The sequence below is a fragment of the Natrialba sp. PRR66 genome, from assembly GCF_034808065.1.
GTDB classification, from domain to species: Archaea; Halobacteriota; Halobacteria; order Halobacteriales; family Natrialbaceae; genus Natrialba; species Natrialba aegyptia.
Genome location: NZ_JAXHGN010000001.1, coordinates 715,280 through 740,881, shown reverse-complemented (window position 1 = coordinate 740,881; position 25,602 = coordinate 715,280). Strand labels below are relative to the sequence as shown.

25 protein-coding genes are annotated in these 25,602 nt (G+C 64.1%); 10 read left to right on the top strand and 15 right to left on the bottom strand.

Annotated elements, in window-relative coordinates; all coding sequences use genetic code 11:
• Positions 1-70: 70 nt before the first annotated feature.
• Both SM755_RS03505 and SM755_RS03500 read left to right on the top strand, forming a co-directional pair.
• Entirely contained in the window at positions 71-1,411 is a 1,341-nt protein-coding gene (locus tag SM755_RS03505; protein ID WP_323171464.1) for a sodium-dependent transporter, read from the top strand.
• 142 nt (positions 1,412-1,553) lie between these two features.
• Positions 1,554-2,831 (top strand): ABC transporter substrate-binding protein, encoded by a 1,278-nt coding sequence (locus SM755_RS03500; RefSeq protein WP_323171463.1) that lies wholly within the window; start codon positions 1,554-1,556, stop codon positions 2,829-2,831.
• A 133-nt stretch (positions 2,832-2,964) separates the two neighbouring features.
• Here SM755_RS03500 and SM755_RS03495 read toward each other — a convergent pair whose 3' ends face one another.
• From SM755_RS03495 to SM755_RS03445, 11 genes are all read right to left on the bottom strand, one after another.
• Positions 2,965-3,669 carry an ABC transporter ATP-binding protein gene (locus SM755_RS03495; RefSeq protein ID WP_323171462.1) on the bottom strand — a complete coding sequence of 235 codons (705 nt, stop codon included), beginning with the start codon at positions 3,667-3,669 and terminating at the stop codon, positions 2,965-2,967.
• The gene (locus tag SM755_RS03490; RefSeq protein ID WP_323171461.1) at positions 3,669-4,547 is read right to left on the bottom strand and encodes an ABC transporter ATP-binding protein; all 879 of its coding nucleotides are present in this window, start codon (positions 4,545-4,547) and stop codon (positions 3,669-3,671) included. The genes SM755_RS03495 and SM755_RS03490 overlap by 1 nt, the downstream gene beginning before the upstream one ends.
• Positions 4,544-6,079 carry a branched-chain amino acid ABC transporter permease gene (locus tag SM755_RS03485; protein ID WP_323171460.1) on the bottom strand — a complete coding sequence of 512 codons (1,536 nt, stop codon included), beginning with the start codon at positions 6,077-6,079 and terminating at the stop codon, positions 4,544-4,546. The genes SM755_RS03490 and SM755_RS03485 overlap by 4 nt, the downstream gene beginning before the upstream one ends.
• Entirely contained in the window at positions 6,076-7,188 is a 1,113-nt protein-coding gene (locus SM755_RS03480; protein WP_323171459.1) for a branched-chain amino acid ABC transporter permease, read from the bottom strand. The genes SM755_RS03485 and SM755_RS03480 overlap by 4 nt, the downstream gene beginning before the upstream one ends.
• Before the next feature lie 319 nt (positions 7,189-7,507).
• Positions 7,508-7,810, bottom strand: a complete 303-nt coding sequence (locus SM755_RS03475; RefSeq protein WP_323171458.1) for a hypothetical protein — start codon at positions 7,808-7,810, stop codon at positions 7,508-7,510.
• An 83-nt stretch (positions 7,811-7,893) separates the two neighbouring features.
• Positions 7,894-8,787 carry a metallophosphoesterase gene (locus SM755_RS03470; protein WP_323171457.1) on the bottom strand — a complete coding sequence of 298 codons (894 nt, stop codon included), beginning with the start codon at positions 8,785-8,787 and terminating at the stop codon, positions 7,894-7,896.
• Positions 8,788-8,798: 11 nt separating this feature from the next.
• Entirely contained in the window at positions 8,799-10,670 is a 1,872-nt protein-coding gene (locus SM755_RS03465) for a hypothetical protein (RefSeq protein ID WP_323171456.1), read from the bottom strand.
• On the bottom strand, positions 10,667-11,986 hold the full coding sequence (locus SM755_RS03460; protein WP_323171455.1) for a Single-stranded DNA binding protein: 1,320 nt from the start codon (positions 11,984-11,986) through the stop codon (positions 10,667-10,669). The genes SM755_RS03465 and SM755_RS03460 overlap by 4 nt, the downstream gene beginning before the upstream one ends.
• A gap of 127 nt (positions 11,987-12,113) precedes the next feature.
• Positions 12,114-13,049 carry a hypothetical protein gene (locus SM755_RS03455; protein WP_369335239.1) on the bottom strand — a complete coding sequence of 312 codons (936 nt, stop codon included), beginning with the start codon at positions 13,047-13,049 and terminating at the stop codon, positions 12,114-12,116.
• Positions 13,050-13,323: 274 nt separating this feature from the next.
• Entirely contained in the window at positions 13,324-13,659 is a 336-nt protein-coding gene (locus tag SM755_RS03450; protein WP_323171453.1) for a hypothetical protein, read from the bottom strand.
• A complete protein-coding gene (locus SM755_RS03445) occupies positions 13,656-13,976 on the bottom strand; it encodes a helix-turn-helix domain-containing protein (protein ID WP_323171452.1) in 321 nt (106 codons plus the stop codon). The genes SM755_RS03450 and SM755_RS03445 overlap by 4 nt, the downstream gene beginning before the upstream one ends.
• A gap of 294 nt (positions 13,977-14,270) precedes the next feature.
• Here SM755_RS03445 and SM755_RS03440 point away from each other — a divergent pair, with 294 nt between their 5' ends.
• On the top strand, positions 14,271-14,945 hold the full coding sequence (locus SM755_RS03440) for a 2,5-diamino-6-(ribosylamino)-4(3H)-pyrimidinone 5'-phosphate reductase (protein ID WP_323171451.1): 675 nt from the start codon (positions 14,271-14,273) through the stop codon (positions 14,943-14,945).
• A gap of 41 nt (positions 14,946-14,986) precedes the next feature.
• On the opposite strand, the gene SM755_RS03435 is transcribed toward SM755_RS03440, so the two are convergent.
• Complete coding sequence (locus SM755_RS03435; RefSeq protein ID WP_323171450.1) at positions 14,987-15,991, bottom strand: nitronate monooxygenase; 1,005 nt, start codon at positions 15,989-15,991, stop codon at positions 14,987-14,989.
• A gap of 172 nt (positions 15,992-16,163) precedes the next feature.
• Between SM755_RS03435 and msrA the strand changes: the two genes are divergently transcribed.
• The 3 genes from msrA (at position 16,164) to SM755_RS03420 (ending at position 18,553) form a co-directional block, all read left to right on the top strand.
• Complete coding sequence (gene msrA, locus SM755_RS03430) at positions 16,164-16,697, top strand: peptide-methionine (S)-S-oxide reductase MsrA (RefSeq protein WP_006664157.1); 534 nt, start codon at positions 16,164-16,166, stop codon at positions 16,695-16,697.
• A 114-nt stretch (positions 16,698-16,811) separates the two neighbouring features.
• Entirely contained in the window at positions 16,812-17,249 is a 438-nt protein-coding gene (locus tag SM755_RS03425; RefSeq protein ID WP_323171449.1) for a CBS domain-containing protein, read from the top strand.
• A gap of 83 nt (positions 17,250-17,332) precedes the next feature.
• Complete coding sequence (locus SM755_RS03420) at positions 17,333-18,553, top strand: FAD-dependent oxidoreductase (RefSeq protein WP_323171448.1); 1,221 nt, start codon at positions 17,333-17,335, stop codon at positions 18,551-18,553.
• 26 nt (positions 18,554-18,579) lie between these two features.
• Here SM755_RS03420 and SM755_RS03415 read toward each other — a convergent pair whose 3' ends face one another.
• Complete coding sequence (locus SM755_RS03415; RefSeq protein ID WP_323171447.1) at positions 18,580-18,969, bottom strand: hypothetical protein; 390 nt, start codon at positions 18,967-18,969, stop codon at positions 18,580-18,582.
• 166 nt (positions 18,970-19,135) lie between these two features.
• On the opposite strand from SM755_RS03415, the gene SM755_RS03410 reads away from it, so the two are divergent.
• Entirely contained in the window at positions 19,136-19,894 is a 759-nt protein-coding gene (locus SM755_RS03410; RefSeq protein ID WP_323171446.1) for a glucose 1-dehydrogenase, read from the top strand.
• Between the two features lie 64 nt (positions 19,895-19,958).
• Here SM755_RS03410 and SM755_RS03405 read toward each other — a convergent pair whose 3' ends face one another.
• Positions 19,959-20,318 (bottom strand): helix-turn-helix domain-containing protein, encoded by a 360-nt coding sequence (locus SM755_RS03405; protein ID WP_323171445.1) that lies wholly within the window; start codon positions 20,316-20,318, stop codon positions 19,959-19,961.
• A 70-nt stretch (positions 20,319-20,388) separates the two neighbouring features.
• Here SM755_RS03405 and SM755_RS03400 point away from each other — a divergent pair, with 70 nt between their 5' ends.
• The 3 genes from SM755_RS03400 (at position 20,389) to SM755_RS03390 (ending at position 23,546) form a co-directional block, all read left to right on the top strand.
• Complete coding sequence (locus tag SM755_RS03400) at positions 20,389-21,141, top strand: cob(I)yrinic acid a,c-diamide adenosyltransferase (RefSeq protein WP_323171444.1); 753 nt, start codon at positions 20,389-20,391, stop codon at positions 21,139-21,141.
• A gap of 87 nt (positions 21,142-21,228) precedes the next feature.
• Positions 21,229-21,987 carry an ABC transporter ATP-binding protein gene (locus SM755_RS03395; RefSeq protein ID WP_323171443.1) on the top strand — a complete coding sequence of 253 codons (759 nt, stop codon included), beginning with the start codon at positions 21,229-21,231 and terminating at the stop codon, positions 21,985-21,987.
• Positions 21,984-23,546 carry a hypothetical protein gene (locus SM755_RS03390; RefSeq protein WP_323171442.1) on the top strand — a complete coding sequence of 521 codons (1,563 nt, stop codon included), beginning with the start codon at positions 21,984-21,986 and terminating at the stop codon, positions 23,544-23,546. The genes SM755_RS03395 and SM755_RS03390 overlap by 4 nt, the downstream gene beginning before the upstream one ends.
• A gap of 30 nt (positions 23,547-23,576) precedes the next feature.
• On the opposite strand, the gene SM755_RS03385 is transcribed toward SM755_RS03390, so the two are convergent.
• Positions 23,577-25,478, bottom strand: a complete 1,902-nt coding sequence (locus SM755_RS03385; RefSeq protein ID WP_323171441.1) for a 5'-nucleotidase C-terminal domain-containing protein — start codon at positions 25,476-25,478, stop codon at positions 23,577-23,579.
• Positions 25,479-25,602 lie beyond the last annotated feature (124 nt).

Sequence of the window (25,602 nt, the reverse complement as noted above, 5' to 3'; positions counted from 1 at the left end):
TAGACACTCCATTGACAACTCAGCGTTGCCACGGAAAGTTATATATAAGTCCTATTTAAACAGCGTAGGCATGGCACAACGTGAGTCATGGGCAACGAGGACAGGGTTTATTCTCGCTGCCGTGGGTAGTGCTGTTGGGCTTGGAAATATCTGGCGGTTCCCGTACCAGGTGGGTGAATATGGCGGGGCAGCATTTCTCGTCGTCTACCTGCTGTTGGTCGCGCTTGTCGGATTCCCGGTCATGATGGTCGAGTTCACGATCGGTCGACACACCAAACGGAACCCCGTCGGTGCACTCAAACGGGTCGGAAGGGGGGGCTGGACGAAAATCGGCTGGGTGTTCATCGCTGCCGGCTTCGTTATTCTCTCGTATTACAGCGTCATCGCCGGCTGGATTCTCCGGTACACGGCCATCGGATTGCAGGGTAATTACGCCGCCGGCGGTGCCGGCGAACAGTTCATGTCGGTTGCTGGGGGGATGGGATCCGTCGTAACCCACGCCATTTTCATGGCCGCAATTATCACCGTCGTCGCGTTCGGCATTCAGCGCGGGATCGAGTTCTCGGTCAAGCTCATGGTGCCCGCGATCATCGCCCTGCTGATCGGCCTGGCGGTCTACGCCGGAACGCTTTCCGGCGCTGGCGAGGCGTACGCGTACTACCTCTCGCCGGATCTGGGGACGATCGCCGCGAACTGGACCGCTATCCTCCCCGCTGCGGCCGCACAGGCGTTCTTCACGCTCTCGCTCGGGATGGGCGTGATGATCACCTATGCGTCATATCTCGGTGAGGATCGGAACCTCGCGAAGGACGGGGCCATCATCGTCGCGCTCGACACCGCAATCGCGTTTACCGCCGGACTGGTCGCGTTTCCGGTACTCTACACCGCCGACCTGACGGATGTCGTCGACGGACCGAGCTTCATCTTCGTCAGTCTCTCCGAAGCCTTTAGCAATGTCCCGCTCGGCGGGATCCTCGGCGCAGTCTTCTTCGCCATCGTCACGATCGCCGCGCTGTCGAGCGCGATCAGCATCATGGAGGTCGTCGTCTCGTATCTGATCGACGAACATGGCGTCGACCGGCTCCCGGCAACGGTCGGTCTCGGTATCATAATCTTCCTCGTCGGTCTGCCGGTAGCGTACGAACCGAACGGACTCAACTGGCTCACCGTGTACGACGGGCTCGCGAACTCGATCCTGCTCATCCTCGGGGGTCTGCTGCTTGCCATCTACATTGGCTGGATCGCGACCGACCTCGGCCTCGATGAACTCAGCAAAGGTATTCAGGACCTCGGATCGTGGGGAATCGTCTGGATCTGGACGCTCCGAATTCCGGTCATCATCGTGTTGCTCGTCGTCCTTACGCAGAACGTGATCGGGTACTACGACAGCCTCATGGGGATCTTCGGCTGAGAGACGAGCGCCGAACTGCGTATCGAAATCGAACAGAGACGAGCTTTTTTTCGGTCGATCGCTGCACTGATCCACTTACGAGAACGGTCTCCAGTCGTCAGTTCACCTAAACTCTTTTATATGGTCAGTGTGATCATGTACCATGGTTGGGGAACTCAACCGACGGCGGGTACTGAGTGGTATCGGTGCAGCAGGTGTGGCCGGAGTGGCCGGTTGCATCGGTGACGAAGGTGACGTCACAGAAGGCGGGCCGGACGTCCTGAACATCATCGGCTATCCCGAAAGCGGCATCCAGATCTTTCGGGACTACTACTCGAACTACGACAACGGAACCGACATTATCGTCCCTGACGGGCTCCAGGACGGCGATCTTCCCGGTGAAGTCGACAACGATATGGAAAACGTCATTGGGACAGCACCAGCCTCGGAAGGACCGAACGAAGATGCCTTCAACGACCTCTACGAGGACGAGTTCGGCGACTCGCCGGGCGTCTTCAACTCGCACACGTTCGACGCGGTCGCAGTCTGTATCCTCGCAAACATCGCAGCCGGCGAGAACGACGGCGAGGCGGTCCGCGACCAGATGCGCCGGGTCGCAAACCCCGGTGGCGACGAGTACGGCCCCAGTGAGCTTCAGGACGCCGCAGAAGCCGTCGCCGACGGCGACGAAATCTCGTATCAAGGTGCCTCGAGCAGCGTTACCTTCGACGATATCGGCGATCCGGCGGACGCCGGCTACGACGTCTGGGAGTTCGCGGACGGCGGAACTGAGACGATCGATACGGTCACATTCGAGGGCGAGGGGCCCGGTGGCGAGATGGCAGACGATTCTCCCGGTGGAACGGATCGCGAGGTAATGGTCGCGATGTTGCTCCCCGAGACCGGCGACCTGGGTGAACTCGGCAGCCCGATGATCCAGGCCGGTGAACTCGCTGCCGCCCAGTTCGAGGGGACCAGTTTCGAAATCGATCTCGCGATCGAGGACACCGAAACCGACGAAGATCAGACGATTTCCAACGGCGGCGCGCTTATCGACGCCGGCTATCCAGCGATCGTCGGCGCAGCCTCCTCCGGGAACTCGGTGCCGCTCGTCGGGGAGACGAGCAGCGCGAACGTCGTCCAGTGTTCGCCGGCGAGTACGGCACTCTCGCTATCGCAAGTCGACGACGACGACTACTTCTTCCGTACGGCACCGAGCGATCTGCTCCAAGGCCAAGTCATGGCCCAGGTCTCGGCCGAGCGCCTCGACGCCGACACCGTCGGCACGCTGTACGTCAACAACGACTACGGTCAGCAACTCTCCGAGCAGTACGTCAGCTCGTTCACCGAGGAACAGGGCGGCGAGGCGCTCAACGAAGTCTCGTTCGAACCCGAACAGGGATCGTACACCGGTGAACTCGAGTCGGCACTCGCCGAGTAAGCCGAGTAAGGCTGCGCCGGTTCGAGGGCACCTCACCGTCCTCGAGATCGTCACGTCTTGTTTTTGCTGCCACCTGATCGATGCTCTCGATTCCGACTGCTGTGGTGGCGAAACCGAGCGCTGAAAATGTGAGTTATCCGCCGAGGAACTGCTGGCGAACCTCTTCATCGTGGAGCAACGCATCCCCGTCATCGACGTATCGATTTTGCCCCTGGACGAGAACGTATCCTCGGTCACAGCGACGCAACGCCTCCTTGGCGTTTTGCTCGACCACCAGCACGGCCGTTCCGTTGTCGTTGATCGTATCGACGTGGTCGAACATCTCGTCGACCAAATCCGGCGCGAGGCCGGCACTCGGTTCGTCGAGCAACAACAGGTCCGGATCCAGCATCAGCGCCCGGCCCATCGCGACCATCTGCTGTTGCCCCCCGCTCATCGACCCCGTCTTCTGGTCCCGGCGCTCCCGCAAAATCGGGAACTGGTCGAACACCGCCTCGAGTGCATCCTCCGGGACCTCATCGAGGATGTACGCGCCCATCTCGAGATTCTCCTGCACCGTCAGCGACGGAAAGACGTTCTCCGTCTGGGGAACGTAGCCGATTCCCTTGTGAATGATCTCGTCGGGCGAATGACCCGTGATGTCCTCGTCGTTGAACTCGATCGAGCCACCCATGTAGGTCGTCAGGCCAAACACCGACTTCATCGCGGTCGACTTGCCGGCCCCGTTCGGCCCGACGATGACAACGTACTCGTCCTCGACAACCTCGAGATCCACATCGCTCAGGATCTGCAGGTCGCCGTACCCGGCATCGAGCTCGGACACGTCGAGCATCGCCATCAAACCTCACCTCCGAGATAGGCCTCGATGACCCGATCGTTCGACGTAATCTTCCCGGGAGCGCCCTCCGCCAGGACCGATCCCTGGTGCATGACGATCACGTGCTCGCAGTTGTCCATAATGAGATCCATATCGTGTTCGACGATCAGGAAAGTGTACCCGTCCGCTCGCAGTTCGTGGATATGCTCGAGCAACTTCTTCTCGAGCGTCGGATTGACGCCCGCGAACGGCTCGTCGAGCAGCAACATCTCCGGGTCCGTCATCAGCGCCCGCGCCATCTCGAGCAACTTCCGCTGGCCGCCCGAGAGCGTCCCCGCCTTCTCCTCGGCAATGTGCTCTATCTCGAAGAACTCGAGCGTGTCCCAGACCCGTTCGAGGAGTTCTCGTTCCTGTTGCTCGACCTCGCGTCTGGCAACCGGCATGACCGACCGCCAGAGGGCCTCTCCCTGCTGGTGTTTCGCCGGGAGCATCAGATTCTCGAGGACGGTCATGTTCGCCATCTCGCGAGCGATCTGAAACGTCCTGACGAGGCCGTAGTCGACACACTCGTACGGATTGATGCCGGTGATGTCCCGGCCCTGAAACGTGACGGTACCGGCATCGGGTTGGTGGATACCGGTGATGCAGTTGAACGTGGTCGACTTGCCGGCCCCGTTCGGCCCGATCAATCCGGTCATCGAGCCGGATTCGACCGCGAACGAAGCACCGTCGACGGCCGTAATCCCGCCGAATCGCTTGCCGAGCCCGTTGACCGCGAGTTCAACGTCGTCGAGGTGGTCGGCCGTCGGTCTCGAGACGGATTCGGTGTCTGTATCCGTGCCGGCGTCGATGTTCGTTCCCGTTTCGGCTGACCGGACGTTTGCTGGGCTGTCACTCATGGGTTCTCACCGCCGGTGTGGGTCGTTTCGCTCGATTTGTTCGTCTCGTTTGTCTCGTTCGTCTCGGTCGTCGCGTCCGTGGCCGTTCCCGGCTCGGTGTCGTGGCCGTGCTCGGGTGCGTCAGTGCCGATACCGTCCGGGTGGTCGTGAGTGCGGTCGTGATCGACTCCCGCCCCGGGACCATCACTGCCACCGCTATTGCTGCCGCCACCGCCACTGCCGTTGTGACCGCCACCGCCGCCTCCGGTTCCGGCCCCACTCGGACGCCTCCCCAGCGGAATCGCAGCTGCCGTTTCCTCGCGATGGCCGAGTAATCCCTCCGGCCGCCGTTGCATGAGGAGGATCAATGCGACGCCCATGATCACGAACTGGAGCGTCAGGAACTCGTCGAACGTGTACCGAACCAGCGGCGCGGGGTTCGCAGAGAGCAGCGGTCCGACCGCGCCCGCGAAGGTGTTCGGGGCGTCGCCGACCGCCACGACCTGATCGATCACTCGTCGGAGGTACTGCGGCCCCTCGAACAGGACGGCGACGAAGAGCCCGGACCCGAGAACGCTTCCCGTGTTCGAGCCCGCACCGCCGATGATCAGTGCGATCCAGATGTAGAACGTGACGTGCGGACGGAACGCCGTTGGCGTCACGCCAGTTCGCCGGAATCGCCACAAAATTCCGGCGAGCCCCATCAGCGCACAGCCGAGCACGAACACCTTTATCTTGAACCGGTTCGTGTTCTTGCCGAGCGACTGGGCCGCCTCCTCGTCCTCGCGGATCGCCTTCAGCACGCGTCCGAACGGCGACCGGCTCGTCCGCTGAATGAGCCAATAAAAGCCCGTCAGCACGAGCACGAGCACGATCGAATATGCGAGTGCCCGCGCCTGCGTCGGCCCGAACCCGAACAGACTGTTCGTCAGATCGACGAACGAACTGAACGCCTCGAGTTCGAAGATGGCGTTCATCGGGTCGCCGTAGTTTCGGATGAGTCCGCGGCCGCCGCCCGTGCCGAGTTCAGCACCGAGAACGGTGAACTCCTGGAGCGCACCGGAGGTAACCCCGAGACGGACGATTTCTGCGAACGCGATGGTCGTGATGGCGAAGTAGTCGGCCCGCAACCGCAATGCGGGAAGGGCGACGACGAGGCCGGCGAGGCCGGCGACGACGACGCCACCGACGATGGCGATGGGAACCGGAAGTCCGAGACCGGAGTACTGTGCGGCCCCGCTCGGGTCGACCGGCTTCGCGAGCATCATGGTGGCGTACAGTCCGATTGCCATGAAGCCGGCGATGCCGATGTTGAACAGTCCGGTGTAGCCCCAGTGGAGGTTCAACGCCAGCGTCACCATCCCGTAGACCGCGATCAGGTAGGTCATCCGCCGGAGCGTGTTGATGATCCCGTCCAGCGAGTAGCCGAGAACGAGGCCGATCACGGCGTAGACGAGGTAGATCGCGCCGATAACCGCGACGATCTTGAAGGCGTCGTGTTCCCACAGCGTTTCCAGTTGTGCTCGGTAATCGGAGTGCGGTGTCGCGCTCATGCTGTCGTCTTCCCTCCAAAGAGCCCGGATGGCCTGATCAGCAAGACCAGGATCATCATCAGGAACGCCGTGATGGTCGTAAAGTCGCCGCCGGGGAGCCAGATCATCGAGATGTGCATGGTGACGCCGATGATGAGCCCGCCGAAGATCGCACCGTAGATCGAGCCGATCCCGCCGAGGATCACGGCGGCGAAGATCAACAGCAAGAGCAGCCAGCCGAACTGCCAGTCGATCGTCCCCGTCCACAGCACCATGAGGTATCCCGCGCTGCCGGCGAGTCCCCCGCCGATCATCCAGGTCCAGCGGATCACGCGCTCGGTCGGAATCCCGGTTACGAGCGCCAGGTCCTTGTTATCCGACATCGCCCGCATGGCCTTCCCGAGTTTCGTTCGCTGGAGCAGCAGGTGGACGCCGATCATCAGCGCCGCTGCCGCCGCGATCAACGTCCCGTCGTGGGCGTCGATCGACACGTAGCCGTCGACGAGCAACAGATCGGCCGACGGGACGCTCGCGGTAGTCCCCCGAGACTGGCTCGAATACACGAACACGATGAGGTAGCGCAGCGCGAAGGCGACGCCGATACTGGTGATCAACAGCGGGATGCCGTCGGAACCGCGCATCGGCTTGTAGGCGAGGCGGTCGATCAGCACTGCGAGTAGCGCGGTCCCGACGCCAGCGAGCAGGAGGCCGCCGAAAATCGCGATCGGCGTTGACATAACCGAAATGCCGAACTGTGGCCCCCCAATGCCCCGCTGTGGACCGACGAGGGCCAGATGACCGATACTCGCCGCGCCCCAGCCGCCGATGAGATACGTGCCACCCCACCCGATGAACGCGCCGACGGTGATCGTATCACCGTGTGCGAAGTTTGCGAAGTTGAGGATGCTATAGGTCATCGAGAGACCGATTCCCGCGAGACCGATTATCAGCCCGTACAGGACCCCTTGCGTCACGTATCGCCCGATACGTGAGATGTTATACGTTCCGTCAAAGACGCCGAGGATGAGATCTCCCACCAGGAGGAAAGCACCAGCCCCAACAGCGAGCAACAAAAGTTGCTCGACTGTGAGATTTCTCCCCCGTGTAACGGCGTCATCTACAGTCGACATTCATTCCCCTCCGTAATGCCACTGTTTCCCATGTTACCATGATATATGTTATGGTACCACATCCAGAAGATTCGAGCGAGCGAGACGAGCCCTTTCCGTCCCTCCTCACCCGCTGAACTCGCCGAAGACCGCAGTTGGGCGATCGAGAACGGGATCGAACGCGTGTTTACAACAGTCATCCACGAGTCGAACAGGACGAGAACAGCCAGTGCGACAGTTCGCTCTGCCCGACACTACTCCTGCCGGTCGACTCCGTTCCCCGGTCCGAGACACAGTACAGTCCGCTCACGGAAACCGAGAAGATACCTCCAGACGCCGCTCACTCCATCTCCCACTCCGCATCATCCGCTCGAACGGTCGCTACCTCCTCCCGGTCGCCGAGCACGCGAAAGACGAACCCCGCATCGTCCCGTTCGAACTGCAGGTCGATCGTCGTGATATCCGCACTGAACTCCGCTACCTCAGATGGTGATCCGTCCCGCGATGCGGGCGCTTCGAGGCCGTAATCCTCGTATGCGACCTGTGTCGAGGCGACGATCATGTCTTCCGCATCGTATACGTCCGCATCGATCCCGTTTGCATCCGTCTCTCGAACCTCGAGTCGGTACGTCTGAATCGGCATAGTGGCCGTTCTCTCGGGTATCGGATGGCAATACGGCTTACATGCGCATGCGTCGCAGCCGAGACGGCACAACGGAGATCAGATCACACCGACTCGTAGGAGCCAAGCCGAGTCCCATCGAGAAGATACGCCTCTCCGTCCGCGAGGCCGTCCGGAAGAAACGGCGAGAGAAACGACTGCTCCGGCAGGTTCACCCACGTCCCGCCGACGAGTTCATTGAACGCCGGGAGGACGATAATCTGTGGTGGCTCGGCCGTCGCGTCGTCCGCGAGCCACGGCAGTGTCGCGCCGAAGTGGTCGCAAAACGGGGCCGGGTCGAGCCGACCGCGGAGCCAGACGCGCTCGACGCGACTCCCGCCGACTTCGTCTTCGAGGCGGACGCACGGGTGTTCGTGGCCGAGACAGACGACTGATGAGCCGAGAACGGCGCGCGAGGGCCAGGTGTGTCCGTGACAGACGCCGACGGTGCCGGTGGTAGTGCTCTCGGAACCATCGGGGCCGAGCGCGATACCGTCGCCGGAAACGACGGTTACCGACCCCGCTGGCGGACCCGCCGAGGGGGCAGCCCCATCGGCTGGCTCCAGCCACGTCTCGATCGCGCCGTCGTGATTGCCTTTCACGATCGTCACGTCGAGCGATCGCAGCGGTTCGGATTCGAAGAGCACCTCGAGTTCAGCGCGCTCGGCACCGCCGGGGTCGCCGATCGAATGCATGAGATCGCCGAGGACGACGAGGCGGTCGGGATTGGTGTGCTCAATGAGCGAATAAAGTCGTTCGCGGCGCTCGGGGGCGTGACTGGGGACGTCGACGCCGCGTTCGTACCGCAAGCCGGCTTCGTAGCCGGCGTGGTAGTCCGCAACGAGAAGCGCCCGCTCGGTCCCGAGGTCGGCGAGTGCGGCCGGTTGGCCGGGGACGGGTTCGACGTGGGTGGTCGAAGTCTCGTTCTCGTGGGTGTCTGGCGGGCGGGAATCTCGCATGCCGAACTCGATCAGATCGCTTTGAGCGTTTCGTCACCCGATTCGTAGCACTGCCCGCCCATCAACGCGTCCTGAATCGCGTCTTCGACGTCGGCCTCGGGCGCGCCGGTGTCGGCGGCGACGGTTTCGACCAGCTCCGTGCGGTCCGCTCCGTCGCCGTCGTCTAAGTCCTCCATGATGTCGACGACGTGGGCCTGGAGGTCGACAGCCTCCGACTCCTCGGGCTCTTCAGCTTCAGTCTCGTCCGCATCGGTCGCGTCCACGTCACTCGCGCCGGTGTCCGGTTCCGGCTCTTCCGTCTCCAGGTCCGGTTCCGATTCCGCTTCGTCGTCTCCCTCGGATTCGGTCTCGAGATTCGATGCCGGCGGTGCACCGAGGTCGTCGCTCGCGCTCGCACTCGTTTCCGTATCCGTCTCCGCTTCCGTCGCCGCTTCGCTCGATTCACCGTCGCCAGCCGTCGCATCGTCGGCGTCGGCGTCGGTGACGTCCGCAGCGTCCGGCACATCGATGTCCGCCTCGCCCGGATCGTCGACCTCGGTCCCCGTCGTGAACTCGGTCCCGAACTCGTCTTCGATCTGCTCGCGCTCTTCGTCGTCCATCTCGTACATGCCGCTGTCACCGGGATCGGGATCGGGGCCGGAACCAGAACTGGAACCGGTATCGACCTCAGCATCGGCATCCGAATCGGCATCGAAGTCGCCGAGCGATTCGGACCCTGCATCATTGGCTTCGGTCGATTCGGCCGTGTCGTCCGCGGTATCCTCGGAATCTACAGTCCCTTCGGTACCGGTAGTCTCCTCGGGATCCGTCGTACCGGCTTCGGTCGCCGACTCCTCGGCCGCATCCGTTTTTTCGCTCGCTGCAGCCGTCTTGCTCTCGTCCGACTCGAGTTCATCGTCCGTCGTCGCCGCGGCAGTGGCCTCGTCACCGGACTCGTCGAGTTCGACGCTCGTCGTTTCCGTCTCGGTCGCCGTGCCGGTGGCGGCCGCCGTTTCGTCGGCGCTTGCCGGTCCGTCGCCCGCTGTTGCCGTTGCCGCAGTGGCCGTGTCGGCTGTCTCCGACTCGGCGTCCGTCGCTCCACCAGCGCCACCAGCGAGTTCACGCTCGTCGATATCGAGGCCGTCGCTGGCAGCAAGCGACGCGAGCGAGTCGAAAGTCGCGTCCCCGCCCGTTTCGTCCGGTCGAACGGTGAACTCGCCGACCTCGTCGCGGTCGTTCGCGACGACTTCGACCGCCTCTATCGCACAGTCGCGAAGCGCGGCGAGGTACGACGGCGTCGTCCCGTAGTGGTCTCGTGCGAGCGGGATGCCCGCCGCGAGGCCGAACTCGACGCCGGCCTCGCGCAGGGCGTCGGTCACTCCGTCGTCGCTCGCGTCCGGCAGCGAGTCGAGCGTCGCAGCTTCGGCGTAGGTGCCGACGCGATCGATGGTCTGTTCGGCCGTGGTGACGACCCACCGATCGCGCGTTGGGGCGTCGACCGCGGCGATGCTCTCCGGCCGAATCGACGTGTAGACGCGGTCGCCGTCGTCGGGTTCGAACGTGCGAGCTTTGCCGGTCACCGCGACGAACGCCGGCGGTTCGACCTGCTCTAAGAAGGCCAGTGCATCGGGCTGGTACTGCCCGGCGTAGACGACGAACGCACCCGTCGGATCGACGACGCGGGCGCGAACCATCTCGTCGTTGACCGCCGTGACCTCGGTGAGCGTCCCGACGGCGAAGACGCGGTTGACCCGGGCACCGGTCGGTGAAACGACGTAGTTCGGCGCGCGCTCCTCGTCGCTCTCTGCGTACGACAGCGAGGCGTCGTCGTACTCCGCCGCGAAGAGCCGATAGGCGATTTCACGGCCCGGAATCTCCTCGTCGTCGGAGCCGTTTGCGCTCATGCGTCCACCTCCTCGGCGTCCGCGCCATCATCGATCTCCGCTACCTTCTCAACCGCCTCGAGGAAGGCGCGTGCACGCGCCTGCGGATCGTCGTCGCTCTCCCCGAAGCGTTCCGCGTCGAGATTCGCCCCGTACTCGTCGACCGAGAGGTGTCCGCGCACGCTGAACTCGCGGCCGACGATGCGCTCGCGGATCGTGTCGGCGACGACCGACTGGTCCATCGCCTCGCGCGCTTGCTCGAGGGCGTCCTCGAGCGTGCCGCCGTAGACAGCCGCGGTCAGTTCGTCGTCCAGCACGACCGTGACGGTGCCGGTACCGTCGTCGAGGATCGCCTTCACGCGAAGGTCGTCGATCCCGTCGACGTCGCCGTGGGTCCGGCACTGCCCTTTCTGAATGACGCGGTAGCACTCCGGACAGCGCTGGATGAGCCCGGAGCCGTCCCGTACCGCGATCACGTTGCCGACGAGTTCAACGTCGTAGATGCCGCCCGTCGCGACGGCCTCGCCGACCGCCATCGTCGTCGTGTCCGCGCCGACCTCGATCTCGCGGTCGAGTTCGGTGACCGTCGAGAACTCGGAGACGTTGACCTCGGGGACGCCGCGGAACTCCTGGACGTAGGCGTTTTCGATGCGAACGGGGCCACCGTCCTCGATTTCGGGAGCGGGGTCCCAGTTCGTGAACGGGAGGCGGCCGCTCTCGTCGCCGACGACGCCGCTCAGGATCTCCGTCTCGCCGTCCCGGCCGTCGATCGTCCGGCGTTCGCACTCGAGGACGGCGACCTCGACGACTCTCGCGCGGTCTCCCGTCTGGAGGTCGGCGAGGGTCGCCTCGCCGCCGATTTCCTGCGTGAGCTGCAGCGACTCGTCGACGAACGAGAGCGAGGTGCTTTCCCCGAGGTTGAGTTCGGGTTCGCCGTCCCACTCGCGGACGCCGGCGTTGCCGGCGGTGATCGTGTCGCCCGGCGAGAGCCCGAAGTCCTCCCAGGCGGTGTAGTCGATAGTGCCGGTCTCGTCGGCGAGTTCACCTTCGACGATGACGTGGTCCGATCCCTGGTAGCGGATCGATCGCTTGCCAGCAGTCAGGACGGTGCCCGTGACGGTGACGTTGCCGTCGTCGGGCGTGATATCGCCGATTTCCTTGCTTGAGGGGGCACCGCTGCCGCCGCTCGCGCCGTCGCCGTACTTTCGGCGGAGGCTCTGTTTGGCTTCGTCGACCGGAACGCTGTACTCCACGAGATTCTGCAGGTCGGATGTGACCTCCTCTTTGTCAACACCGAGGTCGGAGGCGAGATCCTCGGCATGATCGTCGAGTTCCATCACTTGCCTTTCGTGTGGGGGCTTCAAAAGCGTTCCCGCAACGGGGTGAAAGTAAAGTGTCCGAACGGATTTCAGCGGACTGAGTTCGCCGGTGGACCGCGGGCGTGACCGGATGAGGAAGACGTTGTTAGTCCGCGTAGCCGAGCGCCGAGAGACGTTCCTCGACGTCGCTCTCGACGGATTCGGCCGATTCGTCGGCTGCGGTCGGCGTCTCGATCGTCTCCTCGGGGGCGTCGCCCGATCGCACAATCTGTTTTCGCTCCGTATACGGCGGAACGAACCACGGGACGGTGTTCAGTTCCGGCATCCGGATGTTCGTCGGGTGGAAGTAAACCGGGACCGGGAACGGCGTGGCCCACTCGCCGAGCGCGTTTCCGTGATCGGCTGTGATCACCGTCTTCCCCGGGAGATCCTTGGCGAGGGGCACGGCCTCCTCGAGCACCCGGATCAGGTTGTCGCGATAGGCTTCCCAGAAGACGCCTTCCTCGATCTCACCGTTTTGCAACTCTTCCCAGACGAATCCGGGCGCATCGTCCATCGAATCTTCAAGCATCATATCCCGAAGTCCGCTCGTGATGTCGCTGTCGACATCGAGTTGCGTTTCGCCGATGAACGGGACGTGGGGCTGCATGAAGTGAGCGATCAGCCGCTTGTTCGGGTAGGTGTCGTGAGCGGACCGAGCGCGTTCGGAAAGAACCTTCGGGAGAACGGTCCCTGCCTCGTCGTCCCAGTCGTCGATCCAGGCGCGGTCCGTATCGTAGAACGCGTCGTCAAGAATTCGTTTTTCGTGGGGGTTCGCGGTGACGTAGACGGTGTCGTTGTGGGTCCGTCCCTCGAAGTTCTCGGAGAGGAACTCTGGCGACGAACTGCCGCGAGACTGAAACCGGGAGAGGTCGCCGTCTAACGAGTTCTTGGTATAGATCTGCGTGAACAAATCGTATCGACAGCCGTCGAGAATAATCAGGTTGTCCCAGTCCGCATCCATGACGTACTCGCCGTCGTTTCCCCGAATCCGCTTCTGGATCGGACCGAGAACGGAGGACAGCAGGAGTTGCCGTCGCATAAAGGGAGACGTCAGTGTTCCCTTTGCCATAGTCAGTTTTTCCTGTAGGACCATGAATGACTGTTCATTCACAGCGATTAAAAGATTACCGAATGTGATTTCCGAAAACAACAAACACGGTGGGAGTTGGGAGCATGTCCGTCAAATCAGGAACAGGACGACGACTCGTCCGCAGTGATTATCAGTAGTTGGTAGCGCGGTTTCTTTATTCAGTCTGACCTCTAAATTGAGATCGGCAGTTCGTAAGGGCGTTGAGCCATGGGAAACAGTACTCTTAGCGGACGCTGAGATATCCAGCAACTTCGGTAGCAATTTTTTCTGTCGTCGCTTCGACGAGATGCCCCTCTTCGCGCTCCATGTCGGCATGCCGAATCGTGACGACTGTCCACGGATTTACGTAGCTCTCCCTCGGTAGACCGCCCGAAACAAAATCATCATCAGTGAGCGGGATAGCAACCGCCCGTCGCGTCGTCGTGGCCGCCGCGTAGAGCGCTTCCTCGTCGTGGAACGGGTGTGTGCGATCACTCAGGCAAACGTACGGCCGGTGATCGTGGTCCGCGAGAAGATCGGGGCCTTTTACGACCGCGCCGCGCTCGTAGACGTCTGTCATTCCTCGTCGTTGTAGTAATCGTCCGTTGTCGAAGCGGAACTGGCGTTCATCTGTGCAGCGTAGGAGGCGAGACGGTCGTCCTCGGCGATGGCCCAGTATCGGCCCCGGTGGCGAACGAGGCCGCGGTCTTCAAGGCGGGAAAGTGCAGCGCCGACGCTCCCGCGCTTGATGCCGGTCGCTTCGTGGAGTTCCGTCTGCGTGAACGCCTGATCGCTGTGGTCCGTGAGGAATTGCAGCAGCCGATACGGGTGCGTCCCTTCCTGGAGATCGAGCGCGTCCACGGGTTCTTCGTCGAACCGGTCGATGCTGATTGGCATGTGCAATAGAACGCAATATAGTGCAATAAGTCTGTGGGGAAATCCTTCGGCATCGACGGACAGGGGGATCAGTCGTCGCTCAACCAGCCATCAGACCACGGCTGAACGTTTCAGGGAATACGCTGGATAAAAAAACCATATTGCCAACTATTGTCATGGATTACGCATCACAAATCACGAGTTCACTGTGCCGCCATCGGCTCGCCACTCGTGGCGGACGGATCGCACGCCGTGACTACCACCGGCGGCGACGGACACCGTAGCTTCTTGGGGATTCCCGCCAGAGGGGGGCGTATGCACGTCGTCGTCAACGCCGCCACGAGTGCGGACGGCAAACTCTCCTCGCGTCGGCGCGAACAGGTCGCCATCAGCGGCGAGGCGGATTTCGACCGCGTCGACCGACTCCGGGCCGAAAGCGACGCCATCGTCGTCGGCGTCGGCACCGTGCTCGCAGATGACCCCCACCTCACCGTCAAGGACGACGCCCTGCGCGAGCAGCGCCGCGAGGCGGGCGAGCCGGCGAACCCCGCCCGCGCCGTCGTCGACTCCACCGGTCGAACGCCGCTCGACGCCGCCGTCCTCGACGATGCCGCGACGACATACGTCTGCCTGACCGAATCCGCACCCGTCGAACAGCGACTGGATCTCGCCGACCGCGCCGAACTCGTGACCGCGGGCGACGAACGGGTCGACCTCCTGCGCGCCTTCGCCGCCCTCCAGAACCAGGGCCTCGAGCAGCTCATGGTCGAAGGCGGCGGCGAACTCATCTTCTCGCTGTTCGACGCCGGCCTCGTCGACGAACTCTCCGTCTTCGTCGGTCCGACGATCATCGGCGGTCGGGACGCGCCGACGCTGGCTGACGGCGACGGCTTCGTTGCAGACTTTCCTGAACTCGAACTCGCGGACGTCGAGCGGCTTGACAACGGCGTGCTGTTACGATGGCGCGTCGCGGACGGAGCCGGAACGTAAGGTCGTCCGACACCCGCGGCTCAAGAGTGCCGACGTGGTGCTCACCGAGTTCGGTCGAGCGCCGCGAGCGTTTCGTCGGCGAGTTCACGCACGAGTTCAGCTGCGGGAAGCACGTCGTGCGTGATGCCCGCACTCTGGCCCGCGTACAGCGGTAGTTCTTCGACCTCGCCGCGTAGCTCTGGAGTGGCAAGCGAATCTTCGTATCGGCGGACTGGCGTTCCGTCTCCGGTTTCCGCGACGGTATCGTTCGAGCCCGGACGGTCGGTTTCGGGTTCACCTGCGGCCTGCCAGTCCGCGACGGTTTCGTTGTCGAGCACTCGGTGTGGGACGTTTGGCCATCCTTCGTCGTAGAGGGTGGCGTAGACGGTTTCGGTTTCGGTTGCGTCGAGCACTCGTTGTCGATAGAGCCGATGAACGCGGGCTTCGGAGGTCGCCAGGAACCGCGTGCCGAGCCACGCTCCGTCCGCGCCGAGCGTGAGCACGGCACCGATTCCGCGCCCGTCCGCGATGCCGCCGGCGGCGATAACCGGCGTGTCCGGCACGGCGTCGACCACGCGGGGAACCAGCGGGAGCGTCGCAACGTTGCTCTGGACGTGACCGCCGGCCTCCCAACCCTGTGCGACGATACAGTCGACCCCTGCGTCGACGGCGGCCCTCGCTTCGTCGGCGCTTCCGACGGACTGCAGTACCGTCCCGTCGTGGTCGTGAATCCGATCGACGTAGGGTGCGGCGTCGCCGAACGAGAAGGAGAAGACGTCGACTCCTTCCTCGAGACAGCAGTGGATGTGCGTCTCGGTTGGAACCGTCTTCGCGTCCGGATCGACGACGATATTCACGCCGAAGACGCCGTCCGTTCGGCGGGCGGTTTCGGCGACGACCTCGCAGGTCTGAGCTTCGTCCCGCCAGGTGACGGCCAGCATGCCAAGGGCACCGGCATCGGCGGCGGCAGCAGCGAGTTCGGGACAGGTTGCACTGCCGATGGGCGCTTGCACGAGCGGCACGTCGAGGTCGAGCACTTCGGTGAGCGAGGTTTCCAGGCGCGACATAGCCGAAGGGAAACAGTTCGTCGGGCCGTCGCTTGAATCTGGTGCTCCCTGCGTTCGTCCGGTTGTCGGTCGATCGTCGCCCGATCGCATTCGTCCGGCCGTCGTCGTCCGGTCATCATCGTCCGCATCCACTCCCGTCACATCTATCCTCCCGCAGCACCTACAAGCGGATATGGAACGAGCTACGTTCGGCGGCGGCTGTTTCTGGTGCGTCGAAGCGGCGCTCGAAGCGCTCGACGGCGTCGAATCGGTCACCTCCGGCTACGCGGGCGGCCACACCGAGAACCCGACCTACGAGGAGGTCTGTTCCGGACGCACCGGCCACGCGGAGGTCGTCCAGGTCGAATACGATCCGGCCGACATCGCCTACGAGGACCTGCTCGAGGTCTTCTTTACGATCCACGACCCGACGACGAAAGACCGCGAGGGGCCCGACGTGGGCTCGCAGTACCGCTCGGCGATCTACGCCCACGACGACGAGCAACTCGAGACGGCCGAGGCCTTCGCGGCTGAACTCGAGAACGAAGGGCTCTACGAGGGGATCGTCACCGAAATCGAGCCGCTCGAGACCTTCTACGAGGCCGAGGAGTACCACCAGAACTACTTCGAGAAGAACCCCAACGACGCCTACTGCTCGATGCACGCGGCACCGAAGGTCGAGACAGTCCGCGAGAAGTTCGGCCCCGACGCGACCGCGGAGCACTGAGTTTTCGACGGAGCCGAACCGGCGGTCTCGGAGTCTACTGCTGTTGCCTACGACAGTGCGCTCATTCGAAAGCTTCCGTTTGAATACCGGACCCGTGATAGCGTTCTCTAAACGATGCCCGTTGGAAACCTCGGTCCGGACGACGTTATCACGGCGAATCGCGACGCTGAACTCGGCGAAATAGCGCGGCTACTCGCGGAGGAAAACGTCGGCGCGATCGTCGTTACCGACGATAGTGGCACCGAACCCGTTGGGATCGTCACCGACCGCGACGCGGCACTTGCGATACACGACCACGACGGCGAGGATGTCGCGTCCGCGACGGTCGACGAGGCGATGACGGCCGATCCGGCGACGATCCGCGAGGACGCGGAGTCGATCGAAATCTCGAGGGCGATCGACGAACACGGAGTTCGTCGGTTTCCGGTCGTCGACGACGACGGCGAACTGACCGGAATCGTCACCCTCGACGATCTCGTCGCGACGATCGGCGAACAACTCGACAACGTCGCCGGCACGATCGAACAGCAGTCGCCGGAGTACAGTCCGTAACGCCGCTCGGTCCGCAGCCGTCGTTTCCAAGCGGAATTCCCCGGCAGTGAAACATACGTCCCGCTAGAGCACCTGCGTTCAGTATGGCCCACTCGACTTCGGTTCTCGTCATCGGCGGCGGCGCAACCGGCACCGGAATCGCCCGCGACCTCGCGCTCCGCGGCGTCGACGTAACGCTCGCCGAACGCGGCGGCCTCTCGGCGGGCGCATCCGGGCGTTCACACGGCTTGCTCCACAGCGGCGCTCGCTACGCCGAGTCCGACGCGGCAGGCGCGCGCGAATGCATCGAGGAAAATCGCATCCTGAGAGGCATCGCCGGCGAGTGTGTTCGGGAGACGCGCGGGCTCTTCGTCCAACTGACCGACGACGACCCGGCCTACTTCGACGCGAAACGCGACGCCTGCGAGGAACTCGGTATCCCGGTCGACGTCATCGACGGCGATCTCGCACGGGACGCCGTTCCGGAACTCTCGGCCGACGTCGAACGGGCGATGTGGGTCCCCGACGCCGTCGTCCTCCCCTCCCGACTCGTCGCGGCGAACGCCGCCGATGCGCGCGACCACGGCGGCGACATCCTGACCCACGCGCCGGTGAACTCGATGACCGTCGAGGACGGGCGGATCACGGCCGTCTCCCTCGGCGGCGAGTTCAGCGAGACGATCGAGCCGACGGTCGTGGTGAACGCGGCCGGCGCTCACGCCGGGGAGGTCGCCGAACTGGCGGGTGTCTCGGTCGAAATGCGGCCGACGCGGGGCGTGATGGTCGCGGTCGAACACGGCGGGCTCGGCCCGGTGCTCAACCGCTGTCGAGAACCCGCGGACGGGGATATCGTCGTTCCCCACGAGGACGAGGTCGTTCTCGGGACGACGAGTGTCCCGGTGTCCGATCCTGACGAGTTCAGCCGCGAGGAGTGGGAGGTCGAGCAGACGATCCAGGAGTGTGCGACGATGCTGCCGTCGGTGGCCGACGAACCACAGCTCCGGACCTGGTGGGGTGTTCGCCCGCTGTACGAGCCGGACGAGGCGACCCGCGGGGGCCGCGGGATTTCGCGTGGCTTCTTCCGAGTCGAGCATGCGGACGATGGCGTCGAGAATTTCGTCAGTATCGTCGGCGGCAAATTGACGACCTACCGGCGGATGGCCGAATCCGTCGCCGATCTGGTCTGCGAGCGACTCGAGGTCGACGAATCGAGTTCGACCGCAGAACGCGAGTTACCGGGCGCGTCGGAGCCGGCTGAACTCGACGCGTTCGTCGAGGAGTTCGACGGACAGGGGCCGACGGATACGGATCTCGTCGGGCGATAGGTCGCCCTATCGCCTGTAGAAAGCGGTTACTGGTTGCGAAGCCACGCCTCGGCGTCGTCCCGGTTGTCGAAGATCCGCGAGGTCGTGTTCTCCCCGACTTCCGAGACCATGTCTTCAACGGACATGTTGGCGACGACGCTCTCGGGCTGGATGATCGCCATGTTCCGAAGCGAGGAGTCGAACGCGCGCGGGTGCCAATCGTCCTGGGTCCACTCGCGGTCCTCCGGGGTGACCGTTCCAAGTTCTCGGAGGTCGGCGAGCCAGTTCTGGGCGCGCTTCTGGTTTGCGAGATCGAGCCCCGCATCAAGGCCGTCGCGGTAGGTATCGCCCTTCGCGAAGTCCTGCCAGTTCATGACGACTGCATCGAGCGTTCGATCCCATTCGACGGTCAGCGCATCCGATTCGTAGTGTGCCATTACAGTAGTGGAGACATGTATTATTTATAAGTATTTCCGCCACCTCTCCAATAGAAAACAGAATAATCGATCGTTCATATATTCCTGTGAGGTGTTATATGCCGAGATATGACGGAATGACAGGTGCCCAAAATAGATATCTCTCGGCGGACCGATAGAACAACTAATGCGACTAGTCGAAGATCAGGTGGCAGTTATCACCGGTTCGGGGTCCGGAATCGGGCGCACGACCGCAAAGACGTTCGCCGACCAGGGAGCATCCGTCGTCGTCGCGGACGTGGATACCGACGGCGGGGAGGCGACCGTCGACGCGATCACCGACGACGGCGGCGAGGCGACGTTCGTGCACGCGGACGTTTCCGATTCTGCGGACGCTGAGGGGATGATCGAAACCGCCGTCAGCGAGTTCGGCGGGATCGACGTGCTCTTTAACAACGCGGCGATCGAGGGGCCCGTGTCGCGACTCGACGAGTACGACAACGACGCCTTCGAGCAGGTCATCGACGTGAACCTCAAAGGTGTCTGGTACGGAATGAAGTACGGCATCGAGGCGATGCTGGCCGACGACGGCGGCTCGATCATCAGCGCCTCCTCTATCGGCGGCGAGGTCGCCGTGCCCCAGTACAGCGGCTACGGCGCGGCCAAGGCGGCCGTCAGTCAACTCACGAAGTACGCGGCGATCGAGTACGCCGAAGAGGGCATCCGGGCGAACGCGATCGCTCCCGGCATCGTCCGCACGGAGATGATCGAACGGACGATCGACGAACACCCGGAGATGGAGGCCCAGTTCGAGGAGACCGAGCCGATGCCCGGCCTCGCGGACCCGGAGGAGATCGCAAACGCCGTGCTCTTCCTCGGCTCCGACCTCTCCTCGCGGGTGACCGGCGTCACGCTCCCCGTCGAAGGCGGCTACCTCGCACAATAAGCCGGAGCAGGCCGCACCGGTTCGTCGCTACGGTTCGTCGCTGCGAGTCGTTCGTTCTCGATCCTCACTGCTGTCGCAACCGTTCCCGTAGCTCGAGCGACTGCGTCGCTGCCCGGCCGAGATCGACGCTGAACTCGCGGTCGTCGTCGAGTTCGATATCGATCCGGTCGAAGGTAGCGACATAGTGGGTGCTGTCGTGGCGACCGCGGTGGTGTTCGGTCGTCTCGGCGATGAGTGCCGCGTCGCGGAGGCGGTCGAGTTTGCGGTAGGCGGTCGACAGCGGAAGGTCGGTTTCGTTGGCGATTTCGCGGGCGGTCTGTGGGGTTTCCAGGAGGGCAATGATCGCTCGACAGTCGGGATCGTCGAGGGCATCGATGATCGCCGCGAGCGGCGGCGTTTCACCGGTCGAACAGTCGAGGGACATCGCAACTGCGTAGGGATCGAGGACTCAAGACGGTTGTGTCGGATTCGAGCGGTGCGACAGGAATAGCTACATGTACGGTCGGGTCGACGGCTGGGATATGGGCGAGGATCGGACGCCGGAGACGGCAGATACGCCGGAATCGGTTGCATCGACTGAGGCCGTTATCGAAAACACGCCAGGACAGGGCCGAACGCCGGAGGCGGAGCGAATCGAGCCGGCAGCGCCCGACGAGTTCGGACTCGTACAGGTCTGGTGGGGCGACGGAAAAGGGAAGACAACGGCGACGCTCGGGATGGGGATGCGCGCCGCGGGTCACGGCTACCGCGTGCACGTCCTGCAGTTCATGAAAGGCGGGGCATCGAGCGTCGAGGCCGTTCGCGGCGAGTACAACGCGATCGACGCGCTGCCGGGAATGAGTTACGAGAACCTCGGCCACTACGGCTGGCACGGCATGGCAGACGGCAGCGACGAAGCACAGCACGAGGCCGAAGCGCAGGCGGGCCTCGAACGCGCCCGCGAGGTTCTCACCGCAGCGAGCGAGGCCGACCTGGGTTCGCCGCTCGACCTCGACGGCGATCCCGAGGACGGCGTCCACATGCTCGTCCTCGACGAGGTACTCTACGCCGTCGAACGCGATTTGCTCTCTGAAGACGACGTACACGACCTGATCGATGCGAAGCCGGCCGATCTCGAACTCGTACTCTCCGGCGGGCACGATGAGCCGACGTATCTCGAGAAGCGCGCGGATTTGATCACGAACGTCCGGAAGGAGAAACACCCGATCGAGGACGGCCAGCGGGCACGTCGCGGAACGGAGTTCTGATTCTGCTCTCCGCCGCTCTCACCGCCCGCGGTGGCAGGTGGGTGCCAGCACAGTTATTACCAGCCACTGTGAATGACCGTTCAACTGATGGGTGTCCTTCGAGTCGATGAGTTGCGCAAGTCGTACGGAGCCGTCCGGGCGGTCGACGGAATGTCTTTCGACGTCGAACGCGGAGAGTTGTTCGGCTTTCTCGGGCCGAACGGTGCCGGCAAGACGACGACGATTCGGTCGCTGACCGGCCAGATCGTCCCCGACGGGGGAACGATCAGCGTGCTGGGAACGGACCCGACGACAGCCCCGCTCGAGACGAGACGGCGGGTCGGTATCCTTCCGGAACAAGCCTCGCCGCCGAGTTTTCTCACGCCGCGGGAGTACCTCGAGTTCGTCGGCGACGTGCGCGAGTTAGACGAAGCGGCTGTCACGGCGGGTATCGAGCACTGGGCGGAGCGACTCGGCTTCGCGAGCAAACTCGAGACGCTGCATACGGACCTCTCGCGGGGCCAACAACAGAAGGTGATGATCGCGCAGGCGTTCATCCATGAACCCGACGTGGTGTTGATCGACGAGCCGCTTGCGAACCTGGACCCGCTCGTTCAGGAACAGGTCAAGCAGTTTCTGACCGCGTACGCGGCCGACGATAACGCCGTCTTCGTTTCGACGCACAACATCGACGTTGCGGCCGACATCTGCACGCGAGTCGGCATCGTCGCCGACGGCCGGATCGTCACCGAGCGGTCGCTCGTCGACGAAACCGGCGACTCGCTGCTCGAGACCTTCCTCGAGCACGTCGACGACGCGGACGCTCGCGACATGCCGGCGCTCGAACGGACCGAGATCGAGGCATGAACGGAGAACGGACCGGCCGAGACGAGTCACAAACCGGCCAACTGGAGAGTGCCACCGATATCGGCGGCGGCATCGGCAGCGGTGGCGTCGACAGCGGCCGCGTTGGTGGCATCGGGAACGGCACGAACCGCCTCCTGTTTACCACCCTCCTGCGCGAGGAGTGGCGGCTCCACACGCAACTGTTCGGCGGCTGGCGCTTTGCCTCCTTTCCCCTCCTGATCGTCCTCCTCGCCGCCGGCGCGACCATCGCGCTCCTCGAGACCGGCACGGCCCCCGCGACCATCGTCCTCGGCCTCCACGTTCTCGCGCTCGGATTCGGCCTCTACAGCGGTACCGCCGGCTTCGCCGGCTCGAACATGCTCGAAAACGTCTTCGGCCGGCTCTCGCTCGTCCTCTCGTCTGCGTCCACGCTTCCCCTCTCCCGACGGCGGCTCCTCGGGATGTTTCTGGTGAAAGACGCGCTGTTCTACGCCGTCGTCTTCGTCCTCCCGATGGCCACCGCCGCGATCCCGATCGGCGGCCCCTCGGCGACGACGCCGACTGAACTCGCCGTGCTCTGGCTCTCGCTCTCGCTCGTCTTCGCCGCCGGCATGACGGCGACGGTCGCCCTGATCGCCGTCCGAACGCGGGGCGTACCGACCTGGGCAATTGCGTTGGCTCTCGTCAGCGCTGCCGCCGTCACCTGGGCGCTGGACGGACCCGCCGCGATCGAATCCGTCCGCACGCTGGTCGTCCCGCTGTCGGGATCCCTCTCCGCAGCGGGCGGTCTGGCGATCGGAACGGCCCTCGTCGCCGCCGCGTCGCTCGCGCTGTACGACCCGACCTACGGCCGGCCGACGCGAACGGCGGGCGACCGGTTTTCCCAGCTACGGACTGTCGGCGACCGGCTACCGTTCGCGGACGACCCCCTCGTTGTCAAAACGCTGCTCGACCTCTCGCGCTCCGCCGGCGGCATCTGGAAGCCGTTCGTCTCTGCCGGCATTTTGCTGGCGCTGGTCGCCGCACTCGTCGGCGTCGTCCGCGAAATCACGGGCGTCGAACCCGCGCCCGGCATCTTCTTCGGTGGCGTGTTGGGTCTCGCCGCGTTTACGACCTACAACTGGCTCACGCAGTTCGACTCGCTCGAGTTCTATCTCACCTATCCGGTCGCCATCGACGACGTGTTCCGCGCCAAGCGCGCGGCGTTCGTCCTCGTCGGGACGCCGGCGGTCGCCCTGCCGTACCTCGCTGCCGTCATCCGGTTCAACGCGACGCTCGTCGACGCCGCCGTGGGGGCGATACTGCTCGCCGGCTACGGCCTGTACTACTACGGGCTAACGGTCTCCATCGCCGGGTTCGATCCGAACGAGTTCCTCTTCGATTCGGTCCGTTTCGGAACCTTCACCGTCGGCGTCGCGGTCGCGATCGTCCCGACGCTGGTCGCGGGGTTCGTCGTGGTCCCGCCGACACCGACGCTCGCGGCGGCCCTGGCCGTCGCCGGAATCGGCTTCGGCGCGCTTGGCATCGTGCTCTCGGATCGGGCGGGGCCGAAGTGGGCCGAGCGGTACCGGAACGAGTAACGCCTCGCTGAACTCGCGCTCGCGTCGCCGTCACCGCCGGCGATTCACCGCCTCGTCGGGCATCGCGTACCGATTCGGAATCAGCCGCGTCTCGCAGTACGCCTCGCCGTCCGCGTAGTCGACGCCCGGCTGCACGAACGGATACGGCCCGTCTGTGGGCGTGTTCTGGACGGTGCCGCCGTCGTCCGGCGTCGTGACCAGGCCGTCGGTATCGACGTCGAGCGGGGATTCGTCTGCGAGATACTCGACGAGCACGTCGACTGCCGTCGTTCCCGCCTCGATCTCGACGTTCCGGAACGGGAAGTTACAGCCGCCGAGTTCACGCGCGGCCGAGCCCGGCTTGTCGAGGGCTGCAACGGTGTAGGAGTCGTCCGGATCGATCGGCTCGCCGTCGATCGTGAACGCGACGAGGCGGCGCTCGCGCTTTGCCGTCGGATCGATCGTCAGCGAGACGTTCGGGGAGAACGACCGGACGCGACCGTTTTCCTGCTCGTAGACGTGCGGCGAGAAGTTGTCGTTCAGGGATGCCTCTACGTGGTTCGTGAGCTGTTTGCCGTAGGCGTCGCCTGTCGCGACCGGCGAGATCATCGGAAACGCACCGTAGCAGTCCTCAAGCGTGATCTCTCCCGGCGGTACCGCGAAGCCGAACCGGTAGCCGTTCACGACGGCCAGATCCGCGCCGGTGAACTCGACGAGCGCGTCGGTCAGGGCCGCGTTCCACGAGTTCACCAGGAACGATCGCCGGGCGAGCCGGGTGGCCGTCTCGCCGACGACGGTATCGAGCGGCTGCTCGAGCGTGCCGTGGCCCTGCTCGAACTCGGTGTCGTCCGCGAGGAACGGCTCGCGAACGCGCTTGACGGCGTTGTGAGCGGCGGCGTCCGGATCGGGCGTGTACTCGTGGTCGGGCGCGAGACAGTAGAGGACGTGGCGGACGGCGAATGCGTGGGCGTCGTGGTCGCCCTCGGTATCAGCGCCGTCCACGTCACTGCCGTCGGCATCCGCGTCCGCGTCCGCGTTCCCTCCAATTCGACGAATATCGAGCCGTCCGAGGGCGTCGCCCATCCCCGATTCGATGACCGCCGTTCCGTCGACCACGATCGGCTCGTAGGTGTACTCGTGCGTGTGCGAACTTAGTGCCACGTCGATCGAGGGGCAGTCTTTCGCCGCCTGGACCATCCACTGGAGGCCGATTTCGGTGACCGCGATCACGAGTTCAGCGCCGTCGGCTTTCGCCTCCCGAGCGGCCTCCTCGAGCAGCGCGGGGTGCTTGCCGAACTCGTACTTGTCCTCGTGGAGGGCGGGTGCCATCCGGTCCATGTAGACGTTCGTCATGCCGACGACGCCGACGCTGATGCCGTTTCGCTCGACGAGCGTGTACGGTTCGTACAGGGAGTCGGTCGTCCCGGCGTCGTAGAGGTTGTTTGCGAGGACCGTCGTCCCACGGGTCTCGAGTCGGTCGAGGTACTCCCGGAGCGCGCCATCGTCGCTGCTCTCGTCGGCGATGTCCCAGTTTCCCGGGACGTAGACGGTCGGGTCGAGGTGGTCGGCGACGAGATCACAGAGGTCCCGTCCGTCCCCGTAGGTCGCGACGGCGGACCCGTGGAAGGTGTCGCCGCTCATGAGCGTCAGCGTCGCCGGGACCGCCGATCGAATCTCGCCGAGTTTCGCCGAGAGAATCGGGATCCCGCCGGCTCGTTTCACGAGTTCGTCCGCGTCGCTGAACTCGAAGGCCGCTCGCGAGTTGGAGTGGGGGGTGTCGTAATAGACGTGGTGGCGCGGCGTGAGTTGCCCGTGGAGGTCGCTGACGTGGGTGACAGTGAGTTCGTCTACGTCGCCGTCGCTATCGCTATCGTTGGCGTCGATGCCGACGGACGAGTCTCCGGTAAGGACGCGCCAATCGCTCACGTACTCGTTGTCGAGTGTCGGTGGCATCGGGTCGGGAGACGCTCCACCGGCGATGTACGTAGTTGTCGGGCCTGCGACGGACCGGTCCGTGGCGTCGGTGAACTCGGTCCGGTTGTGGCGGGTCGAGAACGGCGGTGGGAAGCCGGAGGTG

What these genes read in the sequence shown, in the direction of transcription:
- SM755_RS03505 (WP_323171464.1), top strand. Translation starts at nt 71, where the DNA reads ATGGCACAACGTGAGTCATGGGCAACGAGGACAGGGTTTATTCTCGCT.
- SM755_RS03500 (WP_323171463.1), top strand. Translation starts at nt 1,554, where the DNA reads ATGGTTGGGGAACTCAACCGACGGCGGGTACTGAGTGGTATCGGTGCA.
- SM755_RS03495 (WP_323171462.1), bottom strand. Translation starts at nt 3,669, where the DNA reads ATGGCGATGCTCGACGTGTCCGAGCTCGATGCCGGGTACGGCGACCTG.
- SM755_RS03490 (WP_323171461.1), bottom strand. Translation starts at nt 4,547, where the DNA reads ATGAGTGACAGCCCAGCAAACGTCCGGTCAGCCGAAACGGGAACGAAC.
- SM755_RS03485 (WP_323171460.1), bottom strand. Translation starts at nt 6,079, where the DNA reads ATGAGCGCGACACCGCACTCCGATTACCGAGCACAACTGGAAACGCTG.
- SM755_RS03480 (WP_323171459.1), bottom strand. Translation starts at nt 7,188, where the DNA reads ATGTCGACTGTAGATGACGCCGTTACACGGGGGAGAAATCTCACAGTC.
- SM755_RS03475 (WP_323171458.1), bottom strand. Translation starts at nt 7,810, where the DNA reads ATGCCGATTCAGACGTACCGACTCGAGGTTCGAGAGACGGATGCAAAC.
- SM755_RS03470 (WP_323171457.1), bottom strand. Translation starts at nt 8,787, where the DNA reads ATGCGAGATTCCCGCCCGCCAGACACCCACGAGAACGAGACTTCGACC.
- SM755_RS03465 (WP_323171456.1), bottom strand. Translation starts at nt 10,670, where the DNA reads ATGAGCGCAAACGGCTCCGACGACGAGGAGATTCCGGGCCGTGAAATC.
- SM755_RS03460 (WP_323171455.1), bottom strand. Translation starts at nt 11,986, where the DNA reads ATGGAACTCGACGATCATGCCGAGGATCTCGCCTCCGACCTCGGTGTT.
- SM755_RS03455 (WP_369335239.1), bottom strand. Translation starts at nt 13,049, where the DNA reads ATGCGACGGCAACTCCTGCTGTCCTCCGTTCTCGGTCCGATCCAGAAG.
- SM755_RS03450 (WP_323171453.1), bottom strand. Translation starts at nt 13,659, where the DNA reads ATGACAGACGTCTACGAGCGCGGCGCGGTCGTAAAAGGCCCCGATCTT.
- SM755_RS03445 (WP_323171452.1), bottom strand. Translation starts at nt 13,976, where the DNA reads ATGCCAATCAGCATCGACCGGTTCGACGAAGAACCCGTGGACGCGCTC.
- SM755_RS03440 (WP_323171451.1), top strand. Translation starts at nt 14,271, where the DNA reads ATGCACGTCGTCGTCAACGCCGCCACGAGTGCGGACGGCAAACTCTCC.
- SM755_RS03435 (WP_323171450.1), bottom strand. Translation starts at nt 15,991, where the DNA reads ATGTCGCGCCTGGAAACCTCGCTCACCGAAGTGCTCGACCTCGACGTG.
- msrA (WP_006664157.1), top strand. Translation starts at nt 16,164, where the DNA reads ATGGAACGAGCTACGTTCGGCGGCGGCTGTTTCTGGTGCGTCGAAGCG.
- SM755_RS03425 (WP_323171449.1), top strand. Translation starts at nt 16,812, where the DNA reads ATGCCCGTTGGAAACCTCGGTCCGGACGACGTTATCACGGCGAATCGC.
- SM755_RS03420 (WP_323171448.1), top strand. Translation starts at nt 17,333, where the DNA reads ATGGCCCACTCGACTTCGGTTCTCGTCATCGGCGGCGGCGCAACCGGC.
- SM755_RS03415 (WP_323171447.1), bottom strand. Translation starts at nt 18,969, where the DNA reads ATGGCACACTACGAATCGGATGCGCTGACCGTCGAATGGGATCGAACG.
- SM755_RS03410 (WP_323171446.1), top strand. Translation starts at nt 19,136, where the DNA reads ATGCGACTAGTCGAAGATCAGGTGGCAGTTATCACCGGTTCGGGGTCC.
- SM755_RS03405 (WP_323171445.1), bottom strand. Translation starts at nt 20,318, where the DNA reads ATGTCCCTCGACTGTTCGACCGGTGAAACGCCGCCGCTCGCGGCGATC.
- SM755_RS03400 (WP_323171444.1), top strand. Translation starts at nt 20,389, where the DNA reads ATGTACGGTCGGGTCGACGGCTGGGATATGGGCGAGGATCGGACGCCG.
- SM755_RS03395 (WP_323171443.1), top strand. Translation starts at nt 21,229, where the DNA reads ATGGGTGTCCTTCGAGTCGATGAGTTGCGCAAGTCGTACGGAGCCGTC.
- SM755_RS03390 (WP_323171442.1), top strand. Translation starts at nt 21,984, where the DNA reads ATGAACGGAGAACGGACCGGCCGAGACGAGTCACAAACCGGCCAACTG.
- SM755_RS03385 (WP_323171441.1), bottom strand. Translation starts at nt 25,478, where the DNA reads ATGCCACCGACACTCGACAACGAGTACGTGAGCGATTGGCGCGTCCTT.